Annotated in this window: 12 protein-coding genes, 1 tRNA gene and 1 other annotated feature; of the genes, 11 read left to right on the plus strand and 2 right to left on the minus strand. The window is 40.9% G+C overall.

Annotated elements, in window-relative coordinates; all coding sequences use genetic code 11:
• Positions 1-34 precede the first annotated feature (34 nt).
• From NXG62_RS12640 to NXG62_RS12665, 6 genes are all read left to right on the plus strand, one after another.
• Positions 35-1126 (plus strand): glycerol dehydrogenase, encoded by a 1092-nt coding sequence (locus tag NXG62_RS12640; RefSeq protein WP_322351649.1) that lies wholly within the window; start codon positions 35-37, stop codon positions 1124-1126.
• A gap of 183 nt (positions 1127-1309) precedes the next feature.
• A complete protein-coding gene (locus NXG62_RS12645; RefSeq protein ID WP_427112782.1) occupies positions 1310-2449 on the plus strand; it encodes an iron-containing alcohol dehydrogenase in 1140 nt (379 codons plus the stop codon).
• 317 nt (positions 2450-2766) lie between these two features.
• Positions 2767-4119: a pyruvate carboxylase subunit B gene (locus tag NXG62_RS12650; protein ID WP_427112783.1), complete on the plus strand. Its 1353-nt coding sequence runs from the start codon at positions 2767-2769 to the stop codon at positions 4117-4119.
• Between the two features lie 289 nt (positions 4120-4408).
• Positions 4409-4485 (plus strand) — tRNA-Pro (locus NXG62_RS12655).
• Between the two features lie 155 nt (positions 4486-4640).
• Positions 4641-4883: a binding site (T-box leader), on the plus strand.
• Positions 4884-4958: 75 nt separating this feature from the next.
• Positions 4959-6641 (plus strand): biosynthetic-type acetolactate synthase large subunit, encoded by a 1683-nt coding sequence (ilvB, locus tag NXG62_RS12660; protein ID WP_427112784.1) that lies wholly within the window; start codon positions 4959-4961, stop codon positions 6639-6641.
• 197 nt (positions 6642-6838) lie between these two features.
• Positions 6839-10309, plus strand: a complete 3471-nt coding sequence (locus NXG62_RS12665) for a DNA polymerase III subunit alpha (RefSeq protein ID WP_427112785.1) — start codon at positions 6839-6841, stop codon at positions 10307-10309.
• A 131-nt stretch (positions 10310-10440) separates the two neighbouring features.
• Here the strand turns inward: NXG62_RS12665 and NXG62_RS12670 are convergent, their stop codons facing one another.
• Together NXG62_RS12670 and rpoN are read right to left on the minus strand one after the other, a co-directional pair.
• Entirely contained in the window at positions 10441-11640 is a 1200-nt protein-coding gene (locus NXG62_RS12670) for a cation diffusion facilitator family transporter (protein WP_091651858.1), read from the minus strand.
• Between the two features lie 21 nt (positions 11641-11661).
• On the minus strand, positions 11662-12999 hold the full coding sequence (gene rpoN, locus NXG62_RS12675; RefSeq protein ID WP_427112786.1) for an RNA polymerase factor sigma-54: 1338 nt from the start codon (positions 12997-12999) through the stop codon (positions 11662-11664).
• A gap of 756 nt (positions 13000-13755) precedes the next feature.
• Here rpoN and NXG62_RS12680 point away from each other — a divergent pair.
• The 5 genes from NXG62_RS12680 (at position 13756) to lpdA (ending at position 20317) form a co-directional block, all read left to right on the plus strand.
• Complete coding sequence (locus NXG62_RS12680) at positions 13756-14718, plus strand: thiamine pyrophosphate-dependent dehydrogenase E1 component subunit alpha (RefSeq protein WP_427089544.1); 963 nt, start codon at positions 13756-13758, stop codon at positions 14716-14718.
• A 22-nt stretch (positions 14719-14740) separates the two neighbouring features.
• The gene (locus NXG62_RS12685; RefSeq protein WP_427089543.1) at positions 14741-15718 is read left to right on the plus strand and encodes an alpha-ketoacid dehydrogenase subunit beta; all 978 of its coding nucleotides are present in this window, start codon (positions 14741-14743) and stop codon (positions 15716-15718) included.
• Positions 15719-15803: 85 nt separating this feature from the next.
• Positions 15804-17126 (plus strand): MFS transporter, encoded by a 1323-nt coding sequence (locus NXG62_RS12690; RefSeq protein ID WP_427112787.1) that lies wholly within the window; start codon positions 15804-15806, stop codon positions 17124-17126.
• A gap of 44 nt (positions 17127-17170) precedes the next feature.
• Positions 17171-18520 (plus strand): dihydrolipoamide acetyltransferase family protein, encoded by a 1350-nt coding sequence (locus tag NXG62_RS12695; protein WP_427112788.1) that lies wholly within the window; start codon positions 17171-17173, stop codon positions 18518-18520.
• A 72-nt stretch (positions 18521-18592) separates the two neighbouring features.
• Complete coding sequence (gene lpdA / locus NXG62_RS12700) at positions 18593-20317, plus strand: dihydrolipoyl dehydrogenase (protein ID WP_427089541.1); 1725 nt, start codon at positions 18593-18595, stop codon at positions 20315-20317.
• Positions 20318-20325 lie beyond the last annotated feature (8 nt).

The raw sequence follows: 20325 nt of genomic DNA on the forward strand, positions 1-20325 counted from the left end.
AGATTTTTTATTTATTGAAAGGTGGAATTTTATTATGACAATTGGATTAAAAGGACCTGGTATGTATATTCAAGGTGAAGGAGAATTAGATAAATTAGGAAAATATGTAAGAAAAATGGGAAATAAGTTTTTATTGATATGCTCTCCTAACAATAAAAAGCGCATTGGTGATCGGGTGCGGTTTTCTTTAAAAAATTCTGAAAAAACAGTGGAATATTATGAATTTGCTGGTGAATGTTCAAAAGTAGCTATCGCTGAAGCTGTCCACTTAGCCGCAGCCAATGGGTGTGATGCTATTATTGGAGCTGGTGGTGGAAAAGCTATTGATACGGCAAAAGCGGTAGGAACAAACATGGGCGGTATACCTGTTATTATTATTCCGACAATTGCTTCCAATGATTCACCTTGTGCCGGCGTAGCGGTTATTTATAATGATGCAGGGGTCGTTGTTAAAGCCCTCATGATGTATCGCAATCCGGATTTGGTATTGGTAGATACAGGGATTATCGCAGCTGCGCCTGAAAAATATCTTGTTTCTGGTATGGGGGATGCTTTATCTACTTATTTTGAAGCTCGTGCATGCTATCGTAGTGGTGCGAAAACTATGGCGCGCGGCACTTGTTCAACTACAGCATTGACTTTAGCAAAGTTATGTTATGATATATTATTGAAACATTCAGCGAAAGCATTGGAAGCGGCAAAAGCGCATATTGTCACTTCAGAACTAGAAGCGGTTGTAGAAGCTTGTGTATATTTAAGCGGAGTTGGTTTTGAATGCGGTGGGTTAGCCGCAGCTCATGCGATTAATGATGGGTTTGCACTTGTGTCTCAAGCTCATAAAGCTTCTCATGGTCAAAAAGTTGCTTTTGGATTGTTAGTTCAATTACAATTAGAAAAAGCGCTACCAGAAGAATGGAATACGGTGTTGAAATATATAAAAATGGTCGGATTACCATCTTGTTTAGGTGATTTAGGTATTACGGATGTCCAAGAAGACGATATACGTAATGTGGCAAAAGCCGCTTGTGTACCTACCCAGTTTACTAAAAATGTACGTGCAGATATTACTGAGGATGAGGTGTATAACGCTATTATGAAAGTCAATGCTATGGGAGGACATACTTAATAAAAATTTGGAAATTATATGTTAGTATATTAAGACGTCGGCGATGGAGTAAGTGTTTTATTTGTATGTAATTTAAATTATTAATAAAAAGCAGTTAGAATTATAACTAATGGTGTAATATGTATAATTATACTGATGATCAATTTACTTTCGGGATGAAATAATACATAAGGAGTGGTATGTATGATGTGTGATTTTTCATATCATCTTCCCGTACATCTGGAATTTGGTTATGGAAAAGTAGAAAAGGTTGGGAGTTTTTGCATACATTATGGTAAAAAAGTTATTTTAGTTACCAGTAAGGGCGGTAGTGCAAAACGGAATGGGTATATAGAGAAACTAACAGCATCTCTATATAAAGAAGACATTTCTTTTATTTTATTTGATCAAGTGACTGCGAATCCTTTATTGAGCACAGTGTATGCAGGAGCGGCAATAGCTAAAGAAAATAAATGTGATATAGTTATTGCGTTAGGCGGAGGCAGTACGATTGATTGTGCAAAAGGTATTGCCTTTGCAGTTTGTAACGATGGAGATTTAACAGATTATATTAAAGGACATATACAAGTAGAAAAGGCCTTGCCAATTATTGCCATACCCACAACTTGTGGTACGGGAAGTGAAGGCAATACCTTTGCTGTTCTTACGGATGAGAATACGCACAATAAAAAAGCTTTATGTTCATCCTGTTTATTGCCGGTCGTTTCTATTATAGATCCACAAATGATGAGTTCTATGCCTCTATCTGTTTTTTCAGCAGTAGCTTTTGATGCCCTTTGTCATCATATGGAATCTTTTTTAAGCAGTGCTTGTCAGCCATTTGTGGAAATGCAGGCCCTATATGCAATACAATTATTTCGCGGGAATTTTTTCAGAGCATATGTCGATACAGAGGATAAAAATGCATGGTGTGCGATGTCTTTGATTAGTATTTTGGGAGGAATGAATATTCAGATGGCGGGAGTAACAGCTCCTCATGGGCTGGAACATCCTGCCAGTGGTCTTAGAAATATTGTTCACGGACGTGGATTAGCGGCATTGGTACCTTGTATTTTTGAAAAATCAATTTCCGCTGCTCCGCATCGATTTGCTGATTTAGCGCAGGCGTTAGGTGGAAAAAATGAACATGACTGTGTGCCGATTTTAAAAGCTTTTTTAGCAAGGGCAGGGTTGACAACGACATTGTCCCATGAAGGAATATTTCCATCAGACTTAGAGTGGATGGTTAAGAATGCGTTGCGTATTTCCAGGAGTTCGTTACTGTTACATCCTAAAGTATTTTCAAAAGAAGAAGTTAAAGAGATATACATGGAATGCATGTAACAATAATCTATGCAGTTTGAATACATGAAAGAATATACAGAATATAGCGGTTTGTGGAGCGGTCAAGGTATGGAAGAAGCATAGTGCTTCTGAATATTCTTGCCCGCTTTACCTATATAGATTGCGAAAGCTTGGTTTTTTCTTAGTGTATATAATGTAAAAATATGATATAATACACTATAGTGTACTGTAATTAAGACCTTATATTAATAGTTGGTTTTAGAATAATGAATGATATGTTTTAACGGAGACAGTCTGTATGTTGCTGTATCGTTAAATAGGGAAATATATAATGCAATTCAGATGGAGGATATGACATGGCAAAGATTAAAATCACAGAAACGGTACTTCGTGATGGACATCAGTCTATAGCGGCTACGCGGATGCGATTGAATCAGATGCTCCCGGTTTTGGAAGCGATGGATGAAATAGGGTATAATGCAATTGAATGCTGGGGTGGGGCTACGTTTGATACCTGCATGCGTTTTCTTGATGAAGATCCGTGGGAGCGACTTCGAACAATTAAAAAATATGTAAAAAAAACTCCTCTTCAAATGCTTTTACGTGGACAAAATGTATTAGGATATCGCCATTATGCTGATGATGTGGTTTATGAATTTGTCAATCGTGCTGTGGACAACGGTATTGATATCATTCGCGTGTTTGATGCGCTTAATGATTCGCGCAATATGGAAGCGACAATCAAAGCGGCAAAAAATACAAAGGTACATGTTCAAGGGGCTATCGTTTATACTATAAGTCCTATTCATACGATGGAAAGTTTTACTCAGGGAGCCAAAGAATTGCAGGATATGGGAGTTGATTCGTTGTGTATTAAGGATATGTCAGGATTATTGTCTCCTTATGATGCATATAGCCTGGTGCGTATGTTGAAAAAACATCTTACCATTCCTATTGAACTGCACACCCATTGTACTTGCGGATTTGGTGAGATGACCTGTATGAAGGCAATTGAGGCAGGCGTTGATATTATTGATACCGCATTATCACCCTTTGGTGAGGTTACAAGTCAGCCAGCTACAGAGACAATGGTAATGGCTCTTGAAAACAGCATCTATGATACAGATATTGATATTGAAAAATTATGGCCATTAACAGATCATTTTAAAAAAGTGCGAAAAGAATTGGGCGATGAGTTTAAACTTACTATGCCCGGTCAAATTAATCCGGCAGTTCGTAAGTATCAAATTCCCGGAGGTATGTTGACGAATCTGTTCAATCAGCTGAAAAACCAGGGGCAGGAAGACCTCTTTGATGAAGTGCTAGCGGAAATGCCAAATGTTCGCCGTGATTTAGGGTATCCGCCCCTAGTTACGCCGACTAGTCAAATTACCGGTTCAGCGGCCGCTCTTAATGTTATGTATGGCCGGTATAAGATGATTTCCAATGAAGTTCGAGATCTTGTTCGAGGGAAGTATGGTCGTGTTCCCGGAAAAATTTCTGAAGAATTTCGAAAAATGGTTATTGGGGATGAACCGGTCATTGATCACCGTCCTGCTGATGATTTGAAACCAGAAATGGATAAAGCAAGAAAAGATTTGAGTGATGAAGGGTTCCCCAATGCTTCAACGGAAGATGTTTTAAGCTATGCGCTTTTCCCTGAAGTAGCATTACCGTTTTTTAACAGCCGAAAAGACAGAGAAGATTAATTGTATAAAAATTTTTATGTTGTATATTTGCAATAATAATATTATGCAGGGCACTTAAAATATTGAGTGTCCTGTTTTTTTATAAAAGCAAAGGTTTTTGCTTTTATGATACTAATATAACATATATGATGTGTATATGTTATTTACTGTCAATGGTTTAAAGGATTAAAATTGTATATATATTTATTAAGAGAAACATTGCTATTTACTATTTTTGTAAAATAGTAAATAATAATTATATTTTATTTGACAAATACATTAATATCAGGTAAACTATTAGTGCTGATAACGGGACGTGGCGCAGCTTGGTAGCGCGCTTCCTTGGGGTGGAAGAGGTCGCGAGTTCAAATCTCGCCGTTCCGACCAGATAACATAAACCGGAGTTGTAGTTACTATGCCTCCGGTTTTTTGCTGTCTATTTTTCTGGCTTTTTGAATTGTATCAATTATTACAAAATATTATTTGACAGACCGTGTTTTGTTTAATATAATATATAAAACTTCTTTTTGAAGAAGCATAGTAAAAATCTGATGATGGGAACGAGTAATTGACTCAGTTAAACTGCAGAGAACCGGTGGATGGTGCGAACCGGTGTTTACAGGTTGATGAAAATCCTCCCTGAAGAGAGATGCTGAATTTCGATTAAGTGTCTACGGTATTTCCACGTTACAGGAAACGCGTATGTTGGTACGTTGTAGAGCGCCTGTCGGCAGTAATGCGGCAGGAATCAGGGTGGTATCGCGGAATTATTATCCGTCCCTTTTATAGGGACGGATTTTTTTTATTCAATTTTAGGCTCTAAAACTGACAAACAATATAATGGGAGACAGGTGGGGAAAATGATTTTTAATGGTGCGCAGATAATTATGGAGAGTCTAAAGCGAGAACATGTTGATGTTGTTTTTGGTTACCCAGGAGGATCGGTACTTACTTTATATGACGAGTTGTATAAGCTTCACTTTCCTCATATTTTGACGGGGCATGAACAAGGAGCAGTACATGCTGCTGACGGGTATGCGCGAGCTACGGGAAAAACAGGTGTTTGTTTTGCGACTTCCGGTCCCGGCATTTGTAATATGGTAACAGGTATTGCTACTGCCAATATGGATTCTGTGCCGCTGGTTATTATTAGCGGACAGGTGGCGACTTCCTTAATCGGCCGGGATTCTTTCCAAGAGGCGGATGTTTCTCAAATAACCAAGCCGATAACCAAGCGGAATTATTTGGTCAAGAAAATTAAAGAACTGCCGAGTATTTTGGAGGAAGCATTTCAAATTGCCGCATCAGGCCGCCCGGGACCAGTTCTTGTTGATGTACCCAAAGATATTTTTGATGCGACAGTGGAATATGAATTTACGGAAAAACAAAAAAAACAGGAAAAACAAGAACTGCAACCAAGACAAGAGGCAGATTTGGATGCAGTAATCGAGGTATTACAGCATGCGTATAAACCTATTATTTTGACGGGGGGAGGAATTATTCTTTCCGATACGTCAGAGTTATTGCGTCGGATTGTGTGGCATACAAAAATTCCCGTAGTTACTACTTTAATGGGAAAAGGCGCTATGGCTGATAGTTCGGATCTGCATTTGGGCATGGTAGGAATGCATGGCTCCTATGCTGCTAATATGGCAGTTATGGAATGTGATGTATTACTAACTGTGGGAGCACGGTTTGATGATCGGGTTACCGGGGATGTGAAGAATTTTGCTCCGCATGCCCGTATTGTTCATTTTGATATCGATAAAAATGAAATTAATAAAATTATTCATGCAAACATCAGTGTACAAGCTGATTTGCGATGTTCTTTATTGCGCTTTGCGGACAAGTTGGAAAATTCAGGTATTGATTATGGGAGACGATTTTCTTTATGGCGCCGGCATACGGAGAATATGAAAAGGTCCCATCCCTTTGCGTCACGTAAAAGACTTCATGAAATTACGCCGCAGCAAATATTTGAGGTTGTCCGAAAGCATACAGATAAAGATGCCATTGTTGTAACGGATGTAGGGCAGCATCAGATGTGGACGGCTCAATTTTATGATGTGGAAAAACCGCGGCACTTTATTACGTCTGGTGGATTGGGTACTATGGGGTATGGACTTCCTGCGGCTATAGGTGCAAAAATTGGATGCCCTCATGCGACAGTACTTCTTTTTTCCGGGGATGGCAGCATTATGATGAATTGTCAGGAATTTGCAACTATGGCACGATATGGTGTAGATGTAAAAGTTTTTATTTTACATAATCATGTGCTGGGGATGGTGAATCAATGGCAACGCTTTTTCTATGAACACCGATGTTCTTGTTCCGTATTTAACGATAAAACACATATTCCCAGTTTAACGGCAGCGATGGGGGTTCCCGGATTTACTGTTGTAGACTCGGGAAAATTGGATTCTGTTGTTTTTCAGGCGATGGAGCATACCGGGCCGGCTGTTGTAGATATAAAGATAGCAGAGGATGAAGATGTTCTGCCTATGGTGCCTGGAGGTAAACGATTAGATCAAATGATATTATAAAGTGTTTAAATTATTACAATAAAAAGCATAAAGCAATCAGTAAGAGTAATTAAATATTTTATAGACGGTTCGTGCATACTCCTTTTCCCATGACAGGGAAAAGGAGTTCTTTGTTTATTTGTAAAAGTTAAAGAAACAGAAATATGTTGAATATGGTACAATATATATGATACCATTGCAGAAAAAGGAGAAATAGGATGAGACCGTTCGTTCACTTACATAATCATACACAATATAGCTTGTTTGATGGACTCTGCCGTATTCCTGATATGGTAAGCAAGGCGGCGGCAATGAATATGCCGGCGATTGCCATTACAGATCACGGTAATATGTATGGCGTTATTTATTTATATAAGGAAGCCCGGGCGCAAGGAATTAAACCTATTTTGGGCTGTGAAGTATACATGACACGCGGAAGCCGTTTTGAACAAAAAACCAAGGAACGTCTTTGCCATTTGATTTTATTGGCTAAAAATTTACAAGGATATCATAATTTAGTGAAAATTGTATCCAAGGGATTTGTGGATGGGGAAAATAATTATCATCGGCCGCGGGTGGATTATGATCTTTTGGAACAATATCATGAAGGATTAATCGCTATGAGTGCCTGCATTGAAGGGCACATTCAGCAGGATATTTTAAACCGGAATGAAGCAGGCGCACGAAAATCATTAGAAAATCTGGTGCGTATTTTTGGCAAAGACGATTTTTATTTAGAAGTACAAAATCATGGATTGCCGGAAGAAGGGGAAGTACGTAAACTTTTTAAAGAATGGGCAGGAGAATATGGACTAAAGCTTGTTGCAACAAATGATTTTCATTATTTGGACAGAAGTGATGCAGCAGCTCAGGAGGTAAAACTTTGTATTTCTACGGCAAGTACGCTTGATGATCCGACGCATTTTCGCTTTTCTAATGATGAATTTTACATGAAGAGCGGCGATGAAATGGCAGCGTTATTTCCGGACATGCCGGAGGCATTGGAAACCACCTTGGAGATTGCCGATAAATGTAATGTGGAGATTAACTTTGATGAAAGACATTTGCCAAAGTTTCCTGTACCTGAGGGAGAAACAGATGTTACGTATTTGCGTAAGCTTTGCCGACAGGCTTTGCCAAAAAAATATGATCCAGTAACCGATGAAGTTCAAAAACGCCTGGAGTATGAATTAGACGTTATTGAAAAAATGGGATTTCCTTCTTATTTTCTTATTGTATGGGATTATGTGAAGTTTGCCCGTGATCATAAAATTCCGGTAGGGCCTGGGAGAGGCAGTGCAGCAGGTTCTGTTGTGGCATATTTGCTGGGTATTACCGGGCTGGATCCATTGAAGTATGATTTGCTTTTTGAACGGTTTCTTAACCCTGAACGGATATCTATGCCCGATATTGATATGGATTTTTGTTATGAAAACCGCAGTAAAATAATTGACTATGTTACTTACAAATATGGCAAGGATCATGTAGCTCAAATTATTACTTTCGGAACACTGGCGGCTAAAGCTGTATTGCGCGATGTAGGACGGGTACTAGCGATTCCGTTAAATGAAGTTAACCGTATTGTGAAAATGATACCGAATGAATTGGGCATTACTCTTGATAAAGCATTAAAAACAAATAAGGACTTTAAAAAAGAATATGATACAGAAGCAGTTGTACATCGGCTTGTTGATTATGGAAAAGCGTTGGAAGGGTTAGTGCGTCATTCTTCGACACATGCTGCCGGTGTAGTTATTTCAGCAGCGCCGGTGGATGATTATGTTCCTCTGCAGTATTCTAAAGAAGGATATTTGACGACACAGTTTGATAAGGATTTGGTTGAAGAATTAGGATTGCTGAAAATGGACTTTCTGGGGCTGCGTACATTGACGGTTATTGGGGATGCCATCAAGCTTATTAAGCAGAATCGTGGTATCGATATTGATGTTAATCATATCCCGCTGGACGATTTAGAGACATGTCGGCTTCTTACTGAAGGGGATACGGCTGGGGTATTCCAGATGGAATCCAGTGGCATTACTAATCTGGTTAAAGAATTACGGCCCCGCCATTTTGAAGATATGATTCCTTTGGTTGCACTATATAGACCCGGTCCCTTGGGCAGTGGAATGGTAGATGATTTTATCCGGGCCAGTCACGGAGAACGGCAGATTACCTATCTGCATCCTTTGCTGGAACCTATCTTAAAAGATACCTATGGTGTTATCCTGTATCAGGAACAAGTCATGCAGATTGCTTCTGTTATGGGTGGCTTTACGTTGGGACAAGCGGATCTTTTGCGCCGGGCTATGGGCAAAAAGAAAGAAAGCGTATTGAAAGCACAGCGGGAAAACTTTTTGTCTGGTACGAGACAAAATAATATATCTGATGATATAGCAAACCAGGTTTTTGATCTTATGGTATATTTTGCCGGATATGGCTTCAATAAGTCGCATAGTGCTGCTTATGCTTATGTAGCGTGGCAGACCGCATATTTAAAGGCTCATTTCAGACCGGAATTCATGGCAGCTACCATGACCAGTATGATCAATGATATGAATAAAATAAGCTATTATGTCAGCGAATGCCGTCACCACGAAGTACCTGTATTATCACCGGATGTTAATGCCAGCGGATCTATGTTTTCCGTCCAGGGAAAGGGTGTCAGATTTGGGTTGGCAGGTATTAAGAATCTTGGAGAAAATGCTATTGATGTGATTGTTAAGGCACGTAATCAGGAAGGACCTTTTGTATCCTTGGCTGATTTTTGCAGTCGTGTCGATTTTCATGTCGTTAATAAGAGAGCAGTGGAAAGTCTTATTAAATGCGGTGCGATGGATTCTTTTGGATATAAAAGATCACAACTTATGGCTGTTGCCGATCAGGCTATTTCGTTGGGATCTTTGAATCAGAAAGATCATGCTTCGGGGCAGATGGGACTTTTTGATATGGGGGAAGAATCGGTAGTAGAGCTTAACTATCCTGCGATAGAAGAGTATCCTATTGAAATGCGGCTTGCCATGGAAAAAGAGTATGATGGATTTTATTTTAGCGGACATCCATTAAATAAATACAAAAAAATTATGGATACCTTAACACCTATAGCTGCATTATTTGGTGAAGGGAATCGGGATTATGACGGCAAAGTTGTACATGTTGGAGGATTAATAACGGCAAAGAAGCAGGTTACGACAAAACGAAATGACCAAATGGCGATTCTTACGATTGAAGATTATACACATCCTCTTACCGTTGTCGTTTTTCCCAAAACATATGCCCTTTATGCCGCGTTAACGATGCCTGATATGGCTGTTGCGATATCAGGCAGAGCTGATATTAATGATGATACAATACAAATATTAGCGGAAGAATTGAAATTGCTGGATCAAAGCCAACCCAGAGCAGGGAACATATCTGCTGTCCAAAAGGAGTATATGGATACGGGTTGGAAATCGGGACAAGGAAATAAACTGTTCATCAAAATACCTGCGCATTTAGAGAAATCTGATATTAGCAGTACTATTGCTGACATTTTACAGCAGCATCCAGGCACGGTACCTGTATATTTTCATTTGATGGGGAGCCGTCGAACCATTCGAACGGATGAAAGGTATTGGGTGCAAATTAGTGATGAACTACATTACCAGCTGCAATCCATTATAGGGGCTCAAGCACTTGTTTTGGAGTGAGGATTGGATAAGATTTGTGCGCAGCGCTATTTTCTGAATTTTGTAAATAATCTATACATAAAGAGGCGGTGGCGGAAAGAGTATACTTTCTGCCACCGCCTTTTTATGTATAAGTTTCTTTTTATTACAGATTAATCAATCAAAAGTTTTTTCGAGGGAATGTCTTCTGGGATAAATTTAGCAATTACGACACGATAACGAGGATTAAATGCAATAATAGCAGTATTGATGTTTTTTCGTATTTCTATCATTTGTTCTTCTGTCATTTCTGTAGGGGGAATGTGTAAATCACAAATAACATTAAGACGGGCTTTTCCGTAGGTGATTCGTAAATGATCTGTATGATAGCAGGGATATTCCTTTTGAATAATAAGATCCAAAATGTGACGTACGCGAGTAATGATTTTTAGATCTGTACATAATGGATCCATGTGTATATTGATATCGATTTGAAATTTATCAGAAAGCTCTTCTTCTAATTCATCTAAAATGGCGTGAACTTCTACTAGGTTAGAGGTATCCGGTACCTCTGCGTGAATCGAAGCAAAAATACGGCCCGGCCCGTAGTCGTGTATTTTTAAATCATGGGTACCTACGATATATTTCCCATTCATGACACAGGAGCGGATTGCTTCTGTCAACTCAGGAGAAGCTGCTTTTCCCAATAAAATATTTACGGTTTTTTTGACAATTGCAAAACCGGTATACAGAATCAGTAAGCCAATGGCAGTACCGGCAAGGGCATCGACCGGCAATGTTGTATATAGTTGGATAATCGTTGTAATGAGGACGCCAGTGGTAGCAATCACATCATTGATACTGTCGGAAGCAGTAGCCTCGTTGACACTGGATTGGATAGCGCTGCCGATATAATTGTTATAGCAATACATCCATCCTTTAATTGCGATAGATACTAGTAATATGCAGAGGCTCCAATAATTGAAAGTAAGGGGTTCTGGGTCAAAAAATTTATGGACAGAGGCGTTGATTAATTGATAACCGACGACCATGATAATAATGCCGATGGTCAGAGAAGCTAAATATTCAAATCGTCCATGTCCGAACGGATGTTCTTTATCGGGTGGTTTATTGCTTAGTTTGGCACTGATAATAATAATAGACGATGAACCCATATCACTCAAGTTATTGAATGCATCGGAGATGATAGCAATGCTATTAATAGATATACCTACGAGAAATTTGCTGACAAATAAAAATAAATTGCAAATAATACCTAAAATACCACTTAAAATACTATATTTTTCACGGACAAGCTTGTCTGTGGTGTTTTTATAATCTGTAATGCAGGAACGAATAATATATTTAATCATGTAAATTCTCCTTCGAAATAATTACGTTTGATGTTTGCGATACCGTGAATCAGGAACATTCAGCGCACGACGATATTTTGTCAGGGTTCTTCGTGCAATGGGAATATGCAGTGCTTGAAAAATTTTTTCTAACTGGTAATCTGAGTAAGGATGTTCATGATCTTCTTTGCTCAAGATATCGGTTAGTAATTGCTTAATCTGAAAAACGGATAAAAGAGCGGTTTCTTTTTTTCCCGTAAATTCCCGGCTTAAAAAGAAACCAAGACTATAGACCCCTTTATTTGTATGTATATATTTGTTTTTTACGGTACGGCTGGCAGTGGAAATACTAATGTGACAAGCATTTGCAATGTGTTTTAAAGATAAAGGTTTTAAAGGTAACCCATATATAAAATAATCCAATTGCTGCGTGACGATGAAAGTACCAACAGAGAGCAATGTCCGCTTACGCATTTCCAACGCTCTGTGTATGAATTTGTAGTGAGACAAACGTTGTCTGGCGAAATCACGGACATCTCCTGCCATTACTTCATATTTATTGTAATCTTCTTGGAGAAAACGAACACCTGGGATTGTTTCGTCTGCATACCGTAAAGTAGGGCGATTTTCTTCAAATGTCAGAAATAAATCGGGGTATACACAAATTGTTGTCTCATTATTGAACAATTTTCCGGGAGCTGGCGAAAGCTTGTGGATAAACCGCAGCATAGCATATAATTCTTTTGGAGAAATTTGTGTGGCTGCCGTTATTTTTGATAGCCGTTTATGTAATAACTCGTCCCCGTATTTTTGTAAAATTTCTTCTAAGCGCCCCGGTTTTTTGTTGAGACGGCTTAATTGTAAAAGATAACATTCGATAAGTGTTCGAGCTCCGATGCCGGCGGGATCTAAAGACTGCAGAAGCGCAATGGCATCTTGCATCAATGGTAGCGGAATATGCAGCGTTTTGGTCAGCGTATCTACATCAATGCGTAGGAAACCACTTTCATCTAATTGGGAAATCAAGTATTTCGTAAGTGCTTTTACAGGTTCTGCAATATTTTTTTCATAGCTTAGTTGTTTTTTTAAGTGATCATATAAAGATTCACATTGCTTGGAGTACGTAGCTTCAATAACCGTTGTCGCCGATTTACCAGATGATGGAAAATCGGTATTATACGAATCATAAGGAGCATCTAATGAATTTTGGTAAGTTTCAGGTACTATAATTTCAATCAATGGATTATCTAGTGCTTCATTTTGCAGATAGGATAATATATCGGTACCGTTCAATTCTGTTAGTTTAATAGCCATAGATAAGGATTGAGACAGTGTTTGCTTTTGTTTTTGTTCGATGGATACAGTAGGGTCTCTATACATGTGCAGCTCCTTTTTTAATTATCCTTTAGTAAAAGTATAACAAAATTAAAAGGATTAACAAGTTAAAAAAATAATAGAGATCATTTTTCTGTGAATACATGCTTTTCAATAAAACGATTTAATATATTTTGATTAGGCGAGGCAGGATTCTGATCAAAGATACTTTATTTTATCAACCGCGGAATGTCAACTTTTTTCTTGTTATAAAAAAGTGTTTTATTTGTAAAATATAAAAAAATAGTATAAAATGATACATATTACATTATTTCGTATTTTATTTTAAAAATTTAATATATTACCTAGTATGCAGTAAATGCCCTTCTGGAAATGAAGGGCATTTACCTTAATTAAATAATGATGTGTACATATGATGCTTTTGCACATTATATATAAAAGTGTTCGAGATTGTCGCAAATGATACAAAACGAAGTACGACATTTAAAATAAAAACAGTAAATAGCATATACTTATTGTTCTATAAGAAAAAATATGTATAGAATATGAACGTCATTGTTCAGAAAAATATATGTGTTTAGTTTCTGATCAGTATTTTTTTTTGTTTATAACTGTAAATGTTAAAATAGTAAAACGTTTAATTTAACATAAAGAAAAAAATTTTGAAATGTTCATTTTCCTAAAAAAACAAGCGTTAATCAAAAGTTATAGTCGGTATTACTTTTTTTAAATTATACAACAATGTAAAATAGGCACGCTTTTTGCATTATTATTGGGCAAATAAAAAAAGGAGCTGATAGTATGTATGACAAAGATTTATTAAAAGATGCGTATCGCAAAATGTCTCTCATCCGCGCTTACGAATCTAAGGTCGAAGAAATTTTCCTGGCCGGTGAATTGCCAGGCTTTACACACTTGTATATTGGTGAAGAAGCCAGTGGTGTCGGTGTATGTGAAAATTTAACCGATAAAGATTATATCGAAAGTAACCATCGCGGTCATGGCCATTGTATTGCCAAGGGCGCAGACGTAAAAAAAATGATGGCTGAATTGTATGGCAAATCCACGGGATATTGTAAAGGAAAAGGCGGATCTATGCATATTGCTGATTTTTCTATCGGGATGCTGGGTGCGAACGGGGTTGTCGGTGCCGGATATAATTTGGCCATGGGCGCAGGGCTTGCTGCAAAGCTGCGCGGTTCCGGTGAAATAGCGGTAGCTTTTTTTGGTGATGGTGCTTCTAATCGCGGTACGTTCCATGAAGCGTGCAATATGGCATCTGCTTGGAAACTTCCTGTGCTTTTTGTATGTGAAATGAACGAATGGGCTTCTACAACCTATTATAAGAGAACTACTTCGGTTGACCAGATTGCTAAACGGGCTGTTGGCTATAATATGCCGGGGAAAACGGTTAATGGGAATGATTTCTTCGAAGTATATCCGGCAGCTAAAGAAGCCATTGAATATATACGGAGCGGACAAGGTCCCTATCTTCTCGAAAATCATACCTTCCGGGTAAAGGGACATTTTGTAGGGGATCCGGAGTTATATCGTTCTCATGAAGAAACTATGAAACGTTTTGAAGCGGATGATCCGATTCAGAATTTCCGTAAAACTGCAATTGCTAAAAAATTATTGGCAAAGAAAGATATGGATGCCATGGATAAAGAAAATGCAGAGTTGATTACGGAAGCAGTAGCAGAAGCGCAAGCAGCTCCGTATCTGGATACATCTGCTTTAATGGAAGACTACTATTGCGATTAACAAAGAGGGAGGAAAATATATAATGAGACGTATAACATTTTCGGTTGCAACACAAGAAGCCATGCAGGAAGAAATGAAACGTGATGATCGCGTTTTCCTCATGGGCGAAGATATTGCCAAACAAGGCGGTATTTTTGGCCAGTTTAAAGGACTGGCGCAAGAATTTGGAGAAGAACGGGTTCGTGATACGCCGATTTCAGAAACGGCTATTATTGGTGGCGGCGTAGGTGCGGCATTAGCAGGAATGCGTCCTGTAGTTGATATGCACTTTGCAGATTTTATTGGTGTACCCATGGATGAAATCTTCAACCAAATGGCTAAAGCCCGCTATATGTTCGGCGGACAATGCAAGGTACCATTGGTATTACGGGCCCCTGATGGCATGACCCGCGGCGGTGCGGCACAGCATTCACAGTGTGTTGAAGCTTGGTTTATGCATATTCCCGGAATTAAGGTAGTTATACCTTCCAATCCGGCAGATGCAAAAGGATTGTTAAAATCAGCCATTCGTTCAGATGATCCCATACTTTATTTTGAACATAAGAAATTATTTTCCATGAAGGGGGAAGTCCCGGAAGGTGAATATTTGACACCTATTGGAAAAGCCAATGTGGCTAAAGAAGGAAGCGATATGACGATTGTCTCGTATTCCTTCTATATGACCAATGTTCTTACTGCTGCACAGCAGCTGGCTAAAGAAGGCATTAATGTCGAATGTATCGATCTTAGGACCATTTCCCCGCTGGATATGGATACAGTCTATGAATCCTTGAAGAAAACCAAAAAACTCATGGTTGTCCATGAAGCGGTTAAACAAGGAGGTGTTGGTGCTGAAGTAGCGGCCCGTACGGCAGAAGAGATGTTGGATTATCTGGATGCTCCGATCGTTCGTTTAGGTGCTCCGTTTGTTCCCATTCCGTATACGCCGCCATTAGAACGATTGGTTAAAATCGAACCAGAAGACATTATTGCTGCAGTGAAAAAAACGCTTGGACGTTAACGTACTCATATGAATATTTATTTCCCCAACCCCTTTTGTGATGGGAGGGGTTGGGATGATGGTAAAGTAGAAGGAGGCAAAGTAAATGGATGCTAAGTATGCAAATATAAATTTTGAAAATTTGTATAATAAACGTAAATTGCACGTTATCCTTCCTGTCTTTTTTGTGTCGGTCATAGCTTTTCTTGACCGTGTTAATGTTGCGTATGCCGGTATGACGATGACAAGAGATCTGCCGTGGTTGACACCTGAAATATTTGGTGCGGGAGCCGGTATGTTCTTCCTTGGTTATTTTTTCTTTGAAATTCCGGGTTCTTTGATTGCGGCGAAGTTTGATGCCTGTAAATGGATAGCCCGTATTATGTTTACCTGGGGCTTGGTTTGCGGTTTGCTTGCGTTTATGACTTCCCCTTTCCAATTCTATTTGTTTAGATTTTTGCTAGGGGCTTGTGAAGCCAGTTTGTATCCCGTTATTTATGCAGTACTTTTCCCACGCTGGTTTCTTGCTGGTGAACGTGCCAAGGCTATTTCCCTAATGCTTACATCCTTGCTGATTGCAGCTATTGTAGGGGCGCCTGTAGCAGGTATTCTTTTGGATTTAAATCTCTTTGGTTTTGCCGGATGGCAGACGTTGTTCTTACTTGAAGCAATACCGGCCTTAATTTTTACGTTTGTATTCCTTCTTTGGGTAAAGGATCGTCCGGATAAAGTATCCTGGCTGTCTCAGGAAGAAAAAGATTACTTAAATGAAACGATTGCGGCAGAAGAAGAAGCAAAAGCAAAAGTAAAAAAATATACGATTATGCAGTCTCTTACAGATAAACAAGTATGGCGTTTATGCATTATTTACTTTACTTGGATTACCGGTTTCTGGGGCTTTAATTTCTGGATGCCGCAGGCATTGAAGAGCTTGTCCGGCTGGTCAGCTACTATGGTAGGTATTTCTATTATATTCCCGATGGGGGCAGCCTTGGTTGCACAGATTATTATTGGAAATCACTCTTCTAAAACAGGGGAAAAACGGTGGCATGTTGCCGGATGTATGTTCCTAGGCGGTATCGGATTAGTGTGTGCACCCTTTATACAAAGTCCAATATTGAGTCTTGTATTTATTTGTATCACGGCGATTGGTGTATATTCTGCAATGGGAACATGGTGGTCTGTGCCGACAACCTTCTTAAGTGGTGCGGCAGCAGCGGGTGCCACTGCTCTGATTAACTCAATAGCTAATCTTGGCGGGTATCTCGGACCCTATATGCTGGGCGTTATCAAACAAAACACAGGATCTACAGACGGCGGTTATTTGGCATTAGGAGCTATGCTCTTTATTTCAGGAGCGGTTATGCTGACTCTTCCGAAAAAATCGGCAGTTGATATAGCACGGGAACAGATGACGGAAGAAAAATAATAGGTACGTTTATTGAAAATAGGTTAGCAAGGAGGTAATGATTGATGGCGACAGCACTTACGATGCCACAATTGGGCCTGACGATGACAGAAGGAACGGTCTCGCAATGGCTTAAAAAAGTAGGCGACCCGGTAAAAAAGGGTGATGAAGTCGTAGAAGTTGAAACAGATAAAATCAGTAATATAGTGGAAGCCCATGAAGACGGCATTCTTCTATCCATTGTTATGAAGGAAGGCGAAGCCGGCCCGGTAAAGGCTGTAATGGGGTATATCGGGCAAGCCGGTGAAACCGTACCGGGGGATGACAGCGGCCCGGCAGCAGAACCAGCTCCTCAAGAAGCCGCGGTGGCACCGGTGCCACCGGCAGCTGCCGGTCCAGTGCAACATACGATTGTCGGCGGCTGGGTATTGGCGACTCCGTATGCTCGTACATTAGCGAAAGAAGCCGGCATCGATCTGGCCCTCGTTTCTGGTACCGGTCCGAACGGGCGAGTCGTAGGCCGCGATGTGGAAGCTTTTAAAGCAGAAGAAAAAATACGTATCTCTCCCACGGCTGCTAAAGTGGCGGCTGATCTGGGAGTAGATACCCAAACGGTAACTGCCGACGGACGAATCATGAAGAAAGATATCCTTACAGCCGCCGGAGTTGTTCCGGCAGCTCCGACAGTCCCGGCAGCGGCGGCAGCCGCTCCGGTGACGGTGCAAGCGGAAGTAAAATCGGCTCCGAAAAACGGCGTTCTGCTCAAGGGGATGCGCAAGGTCATTGCCCAGCGTCTGGGAGACTGCTGGAAGAATACGCCGCATGTCCATCATACGGTAGAAGTCAATATGACCAAGGCCACGGAACTTCGCAGTACTTTCATTGCCATGGACAAGAAATTCTCCTTTACCGATCTGATCATCAAAGCCATGTGCAAAGTTCTGGAGGAATATACGGCAGCCAACGACAGTCTGGTAGACGGGTATCTGGTCCATAACGAAGGGATTCATATGGGAGTTGCTGTTGCGGTCGAAAAAGGCCTCATCGTGCCGGTCATCAAGAATGCCAATCATAAAGGGCTGATGGATATTCATCGGGCTGTTGGCGAACTGGCACGGGCCGCCCGTGACAATACGCTGTCACCGGATGATCTGACAGGCGGTACCTGTACCATCAGCAATCTGGGCATGTACGGCTGCGATCATTTTACGCCAATCGTCAATCCGCCGGAAGCAACGATTCTCGGAGTATGCCGCACGGTAGATAAAGCCGTAGTACTAGATGGCAAGATTGTGATCGCTCCGATGATGAATGTCATCCTGGGGTATGATCACCGAGTAGTAGACGGAGCGTTAGCCGGATTAATCACATCGCGGCTCCGCGAATATTTGGAAAATCCGTTATTGTTACTCTAATAGAAATACTGGGGAGGTGTCCTTCTCCCGGGAGGGACACTTTTCTATTTAACCATTAGGAGGTAATTTTTCATGGCAACTAATCTTACGATGCCGCAATTAGGTCTGACGATGACAGAAGGAACGGTCTCGCAATGGCTGAAAAAAGTAGGCGACCCTGTTACAAAGGGAGAAGGAGTCGTTGAAGTAGAAACAGATAAAATCAGTAATGTGGTTGAAGCACATGAAGAGGGAGTTCTTCTACAGATTGTGATGCAGGAAGGCGAATCAGGCCCAGTAAAATCCGTTATGGGGGTTATTGGACAACCAGGAGAACAAGTTGCACCGGTTCCGACTGAAGAAGCTGCTGCAGTACCGACAATTTCACCGGTAGTACCGGTGGTTTCGGTACAACCTGCAACTGCATCGGGACAGAAGAGCATCATTGTTGTCGGAGCAGGCCCCGGCGGGTATGTAACTGCCATCAAGGCCGCCCAAATGGGAGCTAAGGTTTCCCTTATCGAAGCCGATAAAGTCGGCGGCACCTGCCTCAATGTCGGCTGTATCCCAACGAAAGCGCTGATCCATGTAAGCGCTACATTCAGTGCCATCAAAGAACAATCGGCTAAATTAGGCATCACTGTTTCCGGTATGGATGTCGATTGGGCTAAAGCGCAGCAATATAAAGGTTCTATTGTAAAAACATTGGTTGGCGGCGTGGAAGGCCTTTTGAAAGCCAACGGCGTTGCCGTGTATCGCGGCCGGGGAATTGTCAAAGATGCCCATACAATACAGGTCGGCAGTGAAACGCTTACAGCGGACTCGATTATTTTGGCTGTCGGTTCTGAACCGGTACGCATCCCTATCCCCGGAGCCGATCTTCCGGGCGTGATCGATAGCACGGGGACCCTGGCATTAACCGAAATACCCAAGAGCTTTGTCATTATCGGCGGTGGGGTTATCGGAATTGAATTTGCCTCTCTCTTTGCTTCGCTGGGAACGAAATGTACTATTGTGGAAGCACTGCCGAGAATCCTGCCTCCTATTGATGCAGAAATTACCCGCATGGTCCGAGCGGATCTCGAAGCCAGAGGGATTGATATCTTGACCGATGCCCGTGTAGAATCCATCGAACAATCCGGCGCCTCTTATACAGTCCATATGAATTACCAGGGACAGGCCCAAACGGTAGAAGGCGAAAAAGTATTGATGTGTGTAGGCCGCCGCGCAATGACCCAAGGTATCGGATTGGAAGAAGCCGGAATCGTCCTTAATCGCGGAAAGATTGTTACCGACGATCATTTCCAGACGAATGTTCCCGGCATATATGCCATTGGGGACTGCAACGGCAAACTTATGCTGGCACATGCTGCTTCGGCACAGGGAATTGCTGCCGTCAATTATATTATGACTGGCCGGGACAGCTACCATGCAGAAACGGTTCCTTCCTGCATATATCTGGAACCGGAAGTTGCCAGTGTCGGGATGAAGGAAGAAGAATTGCAGGAACAAGGGATTGCCTACCGCTGCGGTACATTCCCCTTGTCTGGCAACGGCAAGGCTTTAATCGAAGCCGGCGGCAAAGGCATTATCAAGATTTTGGCCGATGCCAAATACGGACAGATACTCGGAGTTCATATTTACGGGCCGCGGGCGACGGATTTAATTGCAGCGGCTGCGATTGCAATCCGGCTGGAAGCTACGGTGGACGAATTTACGAGTACCGTATGGGCTCATCCGACCGTGGGAGAAGCATTAGGGGAAGCAGCAGAAGCTGTTTTTGGAAATTCGATTCATTGGCCGCCTAAAAAGAAATAAACCGTGAC

Source organism: Megasphaera sueciensis (assembly GCF_050219315.1).
Lineage (GTDB): Bacteria > Bacillota > Negativicutes > Veillonellales > Megasphaeraceae > Megasphaera_A > Megasphaera_A sueciensis.

What these genes read in the sequence shown, in the direction of transcription:
- rpoN (WP_427112786.1), bottom strand. Translation starts at nt 12,999, where the DNA reads ATGTATAGAGACCCTACTGTATCCATCGAACAAAAACAAAAGCAAACA.
- NXG62_RS12650 (WP_427112783.1), top strand. Translation starts at nt 2,767, where the DNA reads ATGGCAAAGATTAAAATCACAGAAACGGTACTTCGTGATGGACATCAG.
- NXG62_RS12690 (WP_427112787.1), top strand. Translation starts at nt 15,804, where the DNA reads ATGGATGCTAAGTATGCAAATATAAATTTTGAAAATTTGTATAATAAA.
- NXG62_RS12645 (WP_427112782.1), top strand. Translation starts at nt 1,310, where the DNA reads ATGATGTGTGATTTTTCATATCATCTTCCCGTACATCTGGAATTTGGT.
- NXG62_RS12680 (WP_427089544.1), top strand. Translation starts at nt 13,756, where the DNA reads ATGTATGACAAAGATTTATTAAAAGATGCGTATCGCAAAATGTCTCTC.
- NXG62_RS12695 (WP_427112788.1), top strand. Translation starts at nt 17,171, where the DNA reads ATGGCGACAGCACTTACGATGCCACAATTGGGCCTGACGATGACAGAA.
- NXG62_RS12640 (WP_322351649.1), top strand. Translation starts at nt 35, where the DNA reads ATGACAATTGGATTAAAAGGACCTGGTATGTATATTCAAGGTGAAGGA.
- NXG62_RS12665 (WP_427112785.1), top strand. Translation starts at nt 6,839, where the DNA reads ATGAGACCGTTCGTTCACTTACATAATCATACACAATATAGCTTGTTT.
- NXG62_RS12670 (WP_091651858.1), bottom strand. Translation starts at nt 11,640, where the DNA reads ATGATTAAATATATTATTCGTTCCTGCATTACAGATTATAAAAACACC.
- NXG62_RS12685 (WP_427089543.1), top strand. Translation starts at nt 14,741, where the DNA reads ATGAGACGTATAACATTTTCGGTTGCAACACAAGAAGCCATGCAGGAA.
- ilvB (WP_427112784.1), top strand. Translation starts at nt 4,959, where the DNA reads ATGATTTTTAATGGTGCGCAGATAATTATGGAGAGTCTAAAGCGAGAA.
- lpdA (WP_427089541.1), top strand. Translation starts at nt 18,593, where the DNA reads ATGGCAACTAATCTTACGATGCCGCAATTAGGTCTGACGATGACAGAA.